This window comes from Streptomyces scopuliridis, from assembly GCF_042790125.1.
In the GTDB taxonomy this organism is placed as follows: domain Bacteria; phylum Actinomycetota; class Actinomycetes; order Streptomycetales; family Streptomycetaceae; genus Streptomyces; species Streptomyces scopuliridis_A.
Map to the genome: position 1 here is coordinate 98,655 of NZ_JBHTZS010000021.1, position 8,697 is coordinate 107,351.

Here is an 8,697-nt window from a genome sequence, read left to right on the forward strand (position 1 = left end):
CATGAGGGTCCTTCCAGGTGCCAGCCACCACACGAGGCCGCCGGCCGAACCGGCATCGCGCCGGGCAGTCGGCCCGTACTGACCGAGAGGGCGGCAGCGGCCGCCCATCACACCGGGTGAGGAGCACTGTTCGACATGGCGCTGCTGGAAACCGTGCGCGACCCGGCGCGGCTGCGTGAGCTGACCGCCGGGGAACTCCACCGCCTCGCCGGGGAGATCCGCGCGTTCCTGATCGAGCGGGTCTCCGCGACCGGAGGACACCTCGGGCCCAACCTGGGTGTGGTCGAGCTGACCATCGCGTTGCACACGGTGTTCGAGTCCCCGCGGGACCGGTTGCTGTGGGACACCGGGCACCAGTCCTATGTGCACAAGATCCTGACGGGCCGCCAGGCCGGGTTCGACCGGCTGCGTACGTCTGGCGGGGTCTCCGGCTACCCGAGCCGGGAGGAGTCCGAACACGACCTGGTCGAGAACTCGCACGCGTCCACCGCGCTGTCCTATGCGGACGGGCTGGCCAGGGCGGACGCCCACCTCGGCCGACGCGACCGGGCGACCGTCGCGATCATCGGCGACGGCGCGATGACTGGCGGCATGGCCTGGGAGGCGCTCAACAACATCGCGGGCGGGCCGGAGCGGCCGCTCGTCATCGTGCTCAACGACAACCAACGCTCCTACGCGCCGACCGTCGGCGGGCTGGCCGAGCATCTGGCCGGCCTGCGCGCCGGGCGCGGGCCGGGCGTGTTCGAACAACTCGGGCTCGGTTACCTCGGCCCCGTCGACGGTCACGACCTCTCCGCCGTCCAGGACTCCCTGCGCCACGCGGTCGCACTGGGCGGGCCGGTGGTGGTGCATGTGATCACCGCCAAGGGCAAGGGATACCGGCACACCGAGACCAACGACCTCGACCTCGGCCACGCCGTCAAACCGATGGACCCGCACACCGGGCAGGCGCTGAAGGCGTCGCCCCCGTCGTTCACGTCGGTGTTCGGCGAGAAGCTGGTCGAACTGGCCGAGCAGCGCGACGACCTCGTGGCGATCACGGCCGCGATGACCGAGCCGACCGGGCTCCTGCCGCTCCAGCGCAGGTTTCCGCACCGGGTGATCGACGTCGGCATCGCCGAGCAGCACGCGGTCACGATGGCCGCCGGGTTGTCCATGGGCGGCGCGCACCCGGTGGTGGCCATCTACTCCACGTTCGTCAACCGCGCCTTCGACCAACTGCTCATGGACGTCGCGCTGCACCGCCGCCCGGTGACGTTCGTCCTCGACCGGTCCGGGGTGACCGGCGACGACGGGCCGAGCCACAACGGCATGTGGGACCTGTCGGTGCTGCAGGTGGTGCCGGGGCTGCGGATCGCGGCGCCGCGGGACGGCACGCGGCTGGCCGAACTGCTGGCTGAGGCGGTGGCGTGGCACGAGGGTCCGACACTGCTGCGGTTCCCCAAAGGCCCCGCCGGTGAGGACCTGCCCGCCACCGCCACGTTCAACGGGATTGACGTGCTGCGCCGTTCCGGCCGGCTGGACGTGCTGATCACCGCGGTAGGTGGGCTGGCCGGGCTCGCGCTCACCGTCGCCGACGGAGTGCGGGCACAGGGCATCGGGGTGACGGTGGTGGACCCGAGGTGGGTCACCCCGGTCAACCCCGCGCTGGCCGACCTGGCCCGCCGCCACCGGCTCGCGATCACGGTCGAGGACAACAGCCGTGCGGGTGGTGTCGGTTCCGCGATCGCGCAGGCGCTGCGGGACGCCGACGTGCACACCCCGCTGCGCGAGTTCGGCATCCCGAGGCGGTTCCTCAGCCACGGCTCCAGGGCCGAGGTACTCGCCGCCTGCGGGCTGACCGCGCAGAACATCACCAGGGTCGTGGTGGAGCTGCTGACCGGCCTCGACGCCGCACCGGCGTCGGCAGGCATCGACGACCCCGGCACCTGGCCGGTTCACTCAGGGGAGGAACATTGACAACCGTCGATTTGGGGATGCCCTCGCCACGCAAGGACGAGGTCCCGCTCTCGGTGGCCACACGGCGGACGTCCCGCCAGATCATGGTGGGCACGGTGCCGGTCGGCGGCGCCGCGCCGGTGTCGGTGCAGTCGATGACCACCACGTCCACCGCCGACATCGACGCCACGCTGCGGCAGATCGCCGAACTCACCGCGGCGGGCTGCGAGATCGTGCGGGTCGCCGTGCCGTCGGCGGACGACGCGGCCGCGCTGCCGGTGATCGCCCGCAAGTCGGGCATCCCGCTGATCGCTGACATCCACTTCCAGCCGAAGTACGTGTTCGCCGCGATCGACGCCGGCTGCGCCGCGGTACGGGTCAACCCGGGCAACATCCGCCAGTTCGACGACCAGGTCGGCGCGATCGCCCGTGCGGCCAAGGACGCGGGCATCCCGATCCGGATCGGCGTGAACGCCGGGTCGCTGGACAAGCGGTTGCTGCACAAGCACGGCGGCGTCACCCCGGAGGCGCTGGTGGAGTCGGCGTTGTGGGAGTGCTCGTTGTTCGAGGAGCACGGCTACACCGACCTGAAGATCTCGGTGAAGCACCACGACCCGGTGGTGATGATCGACGCGTACCGCAAGCTCGCCGGCCGGTGCGACTACCCGCTGCACCTCGGCGTGACCGAGGCAGGCCCCCGGTTCCAGGGCACTGTCAAGTCCGCGGTCGCGTTCGGCGCGCTGCTCGCGGAGGGCATCGGCGACACCATCCGCGTCTCGCTCTCCGCACCACCGGTCGAGGAGGTGAAGGTCGGCGCGCAGATCCTGGAGTCGCTCGGGTTGCGGCCACGGGGGCTGGACATCGTGTCGTGCCCGTCCTGCGGCCGGGCCCAGGTCGATGTGCACACCCTCGCCGAGCGGGTCACCGCGGCACTCGAGGGGTTCCCGGTGCCGTTGCGGGTGGCGGTGATGGGCTGTGTCGTCAACGGGCCTGGCGAGGCGCGTGAGGCCGACATCGGTGTCGCCGCCGGCAACGGCAAGGGCCAGATCTTCGTCAAGGGCAAGGTGATCCGCACGGTCCCCGAGTCACAGATCGTGGAGACCCTCCTGGCCGAGGCCGTACGCATCGCCGAGGAGATGGGCGTGGACGTCGAGGCGTGACCGGCCGCGCCCGGTCCGACGACGAGAGGTGCCCGAAGGGGCGAGATAAATTAAACGCCCAGGAAACATGAGACGAAATACAGTTCGCGCATGGACGTACGGATTACTTACGATCTCGCGAACCACCGAGCGTTAATCCACGGTTTCAGACGAAATGCGCGGGGGCCATGAATCCGTGCGCAGAATCTGGAGGACGAACGCCCTCGAAACCAATGAGACACGATTCGGCGCCTGCAGCTTGTCGGACATGACGCGGACGTGATAATCAATCGTCTTCGAACTGAGGTGCAACTCTCTCGAAAGTCGCCCGCTGGAGAAGCCGGCCGCAACACCCTCCAGGATCCTGGCCTGTACCGAGCTGAGAACCCAGCCACCGACCGGCTGGGACGCTTCGTAGCCGTTCTGATCATTATCCATGGCACCCATCCATTCCGTCCAGCCGGCTAGGCCAGGACCGTAACCGGAGAAATGAAGACCATCAGTTCCCGCGCATCCAACCCCGGGGAGGAGACTCAGACTTGTGTCCACAGTGGAGCAGCTTCGAGGAACAGCCGTGACGAACTTCGCGCGCGATACCGAGACCGCAGCACCGGCAGAACCGGACGCCCTGATCCAGACCCTGTACGAGGACCTGAGCAGACTGCCGGCCAGCGCACAACTGGACGCGACGCTGTGCCTGCTGGAGGCGGCCAGGCTGATGCTGCCCACACTCACCCCGGCGCGTGGCGAGCTCGCCGGCGAAGACCTCGACGACATCCGCGCGGCCATGCGCGCCGCGTCGCTCTCGGTGCGCAGTTACCTGTGGCGGACCGGTGACAACGATCCGGTGGACCGGAAGTGAGATGGTCGAGCCGCCGCGAGAAGTGGCGGCTCATCTGTTCCGCGCAGGCGACCCCCACCCGGACGAAACAGTGGAGAAGAAGCCGGTTGAACCACTCGGCTGACGAGGCGCCAGTGCTGGTCGTACGTGCGCGACGCCGGCGTTCGACAGCTCGACGAACGCCGGTTTCGCCACCCGCTTCCGGCTGGGCTCACGGCCGACTGTCAGCTGCGTGTGCCACTGGGGCTCGCAACTGGGTCGCGCGCAGGTCAGGCAGGAAGGTCATGGCGATCGCCGCGCAAGCCATGAAGCCCGCACACACCAGCAGACCGGCACCGAACCCCGCGTTGACAGCCAACACACCCAGCGTCAGCGGAGCGAACGCGGACACACCACGCCCGATGTTGTAGCAGAATCCGGCACCGGTCGTCCGCACTCTGGTCGGGAACAACTCACCCATGTACACACCGAAGACGCCTGCGTAGGCGGCGAAGAAGGCGAACATCGGCCCCAGCCACAGCAACGTCGTGCGGTCAGCGGCGACCACGTACAGCGGCAAGGTCAGCGCCACACCGGCCAGTGACAGCACCAGTGCGTACTTACGGCCGATCCGGTCGGCGATCAGCCCGAAGACGTTGTAGCCGACGAACATCCCGAGATTGAGCACCGTCATGAACACCGCGACCGTCGCGGCCGGGATGCCCTTGTCGGCCTGCAGATAAGTGGGCAGCCACGTGGACGCGCCCCACGCCCCGAACATCGCGAGCGTTGCCACGGTCGCACCGAGCAAAGTGTTCTTGCGCAGTTCCGGAGCGAAGATCTCCGTCACCTTCACAGGCGTGGTCTTCTGCTCAGCCCACTCTGCCGACTCACGGAAGAACAGTCCGACAATGACCAGCGGGATCACCACGCCCACCCCGCCGATGAAGAACAACAGGCGCCAGTTGGGCAGCAACGCGCCCGACAGCACCGCGGCAACCACCCCGCCGATCGGGAACGAGCTGAGCACGAACGCGACCGCACGGCCCCGTTGCGCAGCCGGCCACGTCTCGACCACGTAGGTCGACACCACACCCCAGACCCCTCCGAGTCCCAGACCCGCCACGAAACGCAGCACCAGGAACACCGTGAAACCGTGAACCACCCAGATCGCCGCGGTGAACACGCCGAACACCGCGAGCGAAACCATCAACGCCCGCTTGCGGCCGTAGTTGTCGGCGAGCCAGCCGACTGTCACACTGCTCACCCCGATCCCGAGCAATGTCGCAGTGGCGAGCAGGCCGCCCTGTGTCGTCGTGAGTCCCAGATCGGCGCGGATCACAGGCAACATGAACGACAGCAGCAAGATTTCCAGCGCGTCGAACATGTAGGCCACGAACGAGCCGATGAGCACAACCCATCTGTTAGATCCACTCAATCGAACCAGTCCATTCAGCCATGAAGTTTCTCCGCTCCGGAGAACGAATACCAGGCGCCCGGGCAGGGTTCATCGTGACTCAGCTCCGATTTTCCGAAATTCGCGGAGGGGTCACAGCTCAGGCCTGAGGTTGACGGCGCATCGACAGCCCGTCGCTCGTGAATTGAACCAATAAACACTCGTGGATGTGCTGAGCATGCCGTATACACGGCACCACACCTCTTGACCTCCTGCTCCACTTCGCCGTGCAGTGAATTCTCGATACATGGAGGTTGAGAACAGAAGCCCGTGATCATCCAGGATCATCACAGGTTACCGGTATGCTGCACCGAGTTCGCATACCCGGAATCCGCCCTACCGGAATTGAGTCTGGGTGAAGTCCTCCAATCGTGTCAACGATGCGGTGCGAGCTGGCTGGAATCAAGCCCGGCACCGAGGAGCACCGGTGGATGTTCACGCTGCTCTCGATTCGGTTTCGACGATCAAACTTTCCCCGGCTTGGGTGGTTTGAGTGTCATGTAATTCCCCATCCCGAATTCTCCGAATTGGCCATGGGTGAGCGTTGCCTCGTCGGGTGCATCGACCCGAAGCGGGCGCGATTCGGTCTGAGAATTAGCGGATACGGGCAATGCGGCGCCCATGTGGCGGTGCGGGATGACTGAACCGGTGCCGCGGGAGCCACCGTTCGCGATCACCATGGTCCTGCCGACGGAGTTCTTCGCGCCGGACAGTTCCCCGCCAGCACACTGGAGTCCAGCGGGGGCGATCAAGGCTTGGCCGAAAAGATATACAAACTCCCTTACCTGCCCGAGTGTGAGCAGGTCAGTTTGCTGCGCTTTACATGTGTCTGGCTTGAATCACTTTCCCGCCTCAGCGCTTCCCCGCCCCACGCCGCCTCCATTTCCAGGACAAAAACGCCCACTACATCTCGGCGACCAAGGCGAATCAGCCGCTGGTACGGCAATGGCTCAAATGCTTCCCTGACGGGGTGTCAGGGCTTTGGCGCAGTCGCGTGCCGTCCGTTTCGCGATCATGTGAGTCCGAGCGCCGGCCTCACGCTCCGGCTAGCGCCCAGCTCCGGTCGTCGGTGATGTGAAGGTTTCCTTGAATCAGGCGCTCAAGTGGTGCACTGCTTCGTGGACGCGGGAGACCAAGCGCTCCAGGCGGCTCCGGCGGCTTGGGCACGTACGCGGATGGTGACCTTCTTGCCCGGTGCGCACACCCATCGGGTCACGGTCCCCACCGCTTCGGGGCCGAACTCCTGGCCCGGCGCGACGTTGGTGCGACTGTTGCCCATCTTCGTCCAGTCGGTGGCACCCTCGACCATCCCGAACGCCTCGTACGAGACGGTCAACGCCCTGTTTCCCGTGTTCTTCAGCTTGACGTACGCCGTCACGTGACGAAAGGGATGGTCAATGGTTCCCGTCTCCGAACTGATACAGCCGTGGACAGAGACGCGACCGGTCGACGCACCCCCGCCGCAGGCGATCGTCACCGCCTGCGCGTCGCTCGCCGGGACGGTCACCATGGTGAGCGCCACCGCTCCCACGATCGCTCCGATACGCATCGAATGCATGATTCCGTTCCTCCCTGTTGGTGGTTCCTCCGCCTCACCATGGAGTGGCCCGAGGGGCGCCGGGCGAGTCCGACGAGTTATTCACCCAAAGAGACGCCCCGCACAACACGGATTGAGGAACGGCCGGCTCCCCGCGTGACGGACAGCCTCCCCCGCTTCCGGAGCTGCGACCTACGGTGCGCCATCGACCTCGACGACCGCGGGCGGATCGGTTCCAGGTAGTTCGCGCGTGCCGCCCGTCGAGAGAAGCGAGTTGGGCCGACAGGCCCGGCGCTCCGCACGAAGAGGGTCCTTCCTCCTGCGAGGAAGGACCCTCTTCATCAACTGCCTGTCGTCGGCTGTCCGTCACACCTCGGGCGCTGCATCTCGCCGCGGGCTCACCGCTTGGTGTACTTCGCGAAGTCGTCGAGCTCGAACAGGCCGGCGGCTCGGGCGGCCGTGACATAGGTGTAGCGGCGCTCGCCGACCTGGGTCGACGGCTCGGGCGCCGTACCCCCTCCGGCGGCGTCGACCTTGATCTTCCACTGGTAGCGGTCGGCCAGGGCCTTGAGCGTCGTCACGGCCCGGGGCAGGTGCTGCACGGTGCCGACGGCGAGGATGTTGTGCAGGTCGTACTGCTGGAAGGCGGCGACCATGCCCATGGCGTTGCCGACCGTGTCCCGGGCCCGGTCGTCCTTGATGATGCGTGCCGGGTCGACGCCCTGCTGGACCAGCCAGTCGTACATCACGTCGGCCTCGGCGTACTGGGTACGGACCGCGGCCCCGCTGACGACGATCCACGCGTCGGGGAAGCGGTCGGCCATCTCCTTGGTCTTCGTCAGTCGCGTGAGCAATCCCTCGGACGGGGTTCCGTCGGCGTTCGGGGACTGACCGAACACCGCGATCGCGTCGGGGACGGCATGGGCCGACGGCTCGGAGCCGTAGGTCGCGTACTGATTGGCGTCGGTGGTCTTGATGAAGCGGCTGAGATCGTCTGCCGCGGCCGCCGACTGCCTCTTGAGGTGGGCGACGCGGCACCGTGCGTCGTCGCCGTTGCCCATGAACGACTGGATCAGCGACGTGACCGCCAGAGCCTGGATGTCATCGGGTTCGCGTCGCACGATCTGGTCGAGCTGGGCCAGGGCCTGGTCGTACGAGCTGTTCACCAGGTAAGCGTCGGCCTGGAGGCGGTACACGTCAAGGTCGTCTGGGGCCGCCTTCTGGCGGGCGTCGAGGGACCGGTACATCGTGCTCCACTGCCAGCGCCGGTAGGCGACGACCTCATCGGCCAGCTCCGGATCGCGGGCGTAGGAGCGGGCGTAGTCCGGCTGCATCCCGTCCATGACCGCGCCACGGCCGTCGGCCTTCGGGGCCGGCATGGGGAGCGGCGAGGACAGCTGGATCGCGCACTTCGCCGAGGTCTGAGCCTGTGCGTTCGTCGCGGTGTCCCGCTGTGCGGCGTTGGCGCTCAAGTTCACGCCGACGAGCAGAGAGACGACGGCAAGACTGGAGGCGACGACCGTCCAGAGGCGGCCACGCGGGGATGTGGACATGTGCATTTCTTTCGTAAGACGGCGAGATCCATCGAACGCCGAGCGGACCAGAGGAAGACGTCGGCGATGCGGAGTCCGGCCAGGTGGATGGGGTCTTGTGCGTGGTCGGTCCGCCGCGAGACCGGCCGATGGCGTGATCTCGCGGCTCGGGGGGGGGGGGGGCCCGTGCGCCGGGCCCGGCGCGGCGGGGGGGGGGGCGGCGGGGGGGTGTGGGCCGGTGGGGCCGCCGGGAGTGGGTGGACCGGGCGCGCGGT

At 67.4% G+C, this 8,697-nt stretch carries 7 protein-coding genes and 1 pseudogene; 3 read left to right on the top strand and 5 right to left on the bottom strand.

What is annotated here, in order from left to right; genetic code table 11:
* The first annotated feature begins 135 nt into the window (after positions 1-135).
* Both ACFRKB_RS27340 and ispG read left to right on the top strand, forming a co-directional pair.
* Entirely contained in the window at positions 136-1,959 is a 1,824-nt protein-coding gene (locus ACFRKB_RS27340; RefSeq protein ID WP_383109131.1) for a 1-deoxy-D-xylulose-5-phosphate synthase, read from the top strand.
* Positions 1,956-3,098: a flavodoxin-dependent (E)-4-hydroxy-3-methylbut-2-enyl-diphosphate synthase gene (ispG, locus tag ACFRKB_RS27345; protein WP_383109133.1), complete on the top strand. Its 1,143-nt coding sequence runs from the start codon at positions 1,956-1,958 to the stop codon at positions 3,096-3,098. The genes ACFRKB_RS27340 and ispG overlap by 4 nt, the downstream gene beginning before the upstream one ends.
* Positions 3,099-3,230: 132 nt before the next feature.
* Here the strand turns inward: ispG and ACFRKB_RS27350 are convergent, their stop codons facing one another.
* On the bottom strand, positions 3,231-3,515 hold the full coding sequence (locus ACFRKB_RS27350; protein ID WP_383109134.1) for a LuxR C-terminal-related transcriptional regulator: 285 nt from the start codon (positions 3,513-3,515) through the stop codon (positions 3,231-3,233).
* 136 nt (positions 3,516-3,651) lie between these two features.
* On the opposite strand from ACFRKB_RS27350, the gene ACFRKB_RS27355 reads away from it, so the two are divergent.
* Entirely contained in the window at positions 3,652-3,939 is a 288-nt protein-coding gene (locus tag ACFRKB_RS27355; protein WP_383109135.1) for a hypothetical protein, read from the top strand.
* Positions 3,940-4,129: 190 nt separating this feature from the next.
* Here ACFRKB_RS27355 and ACFRKB_RS27360 read toward each other — a convergent pair whose 3' ends face one another.
* From ACFRKB_RS27360 to ACFRKB_RS27375, 4 genes and pseudogenes are all read right to left on the bottom strand, one after another.
* The gene (locus ACFRKB_RS27360; protein ID WP_383109136.1) at positions 4,130-5,311 is read right to left on the bottom strand and encodes an MFS transporter; all 1,182 of its coding nucleotides are present in this window, start codon (positions 5,309-5,311) and stop codon (positions 4,130-4,132) included.
* Between the two features lie 668 nt (positions 5,312-5,979).
* Positions 5,980-6,081: pseudogene (locus tag ACFRKB_RS27365) on the bottom strand (IS5/IS1182 family transposase); the annotation flags it as partial.
* Positions 6,082-6,452: 371 nt separating this feature from the next.
* Positions 6,453-6,911 carry a hypothetical protein gene (locus ACFRKB_RS27370; RefSeq protein WP_383109138.1) on the bottom strand — a complete coding sequence of 153 codons (459 nt, stop codon included), beginning with the start codon at positions 6,909-6,911 and terminating at the stop codon, positions 6,453-6,455.
* A gap of 377 nt (positions 6,912-7,288) precedes the next feature.
* Positions 7,289-8,443, bottom strand: coding sequence for a YdcF family protein (locus tag ACFRKB_RS27375; RefSeq protein ID WP_383109139.1), 1,155 nt, complete (start codon positions 8,441-8,443; stop codon positions 7,289-7,291).
* Positions 8,444-8,697: the final 254 nt, after the last annotated feature.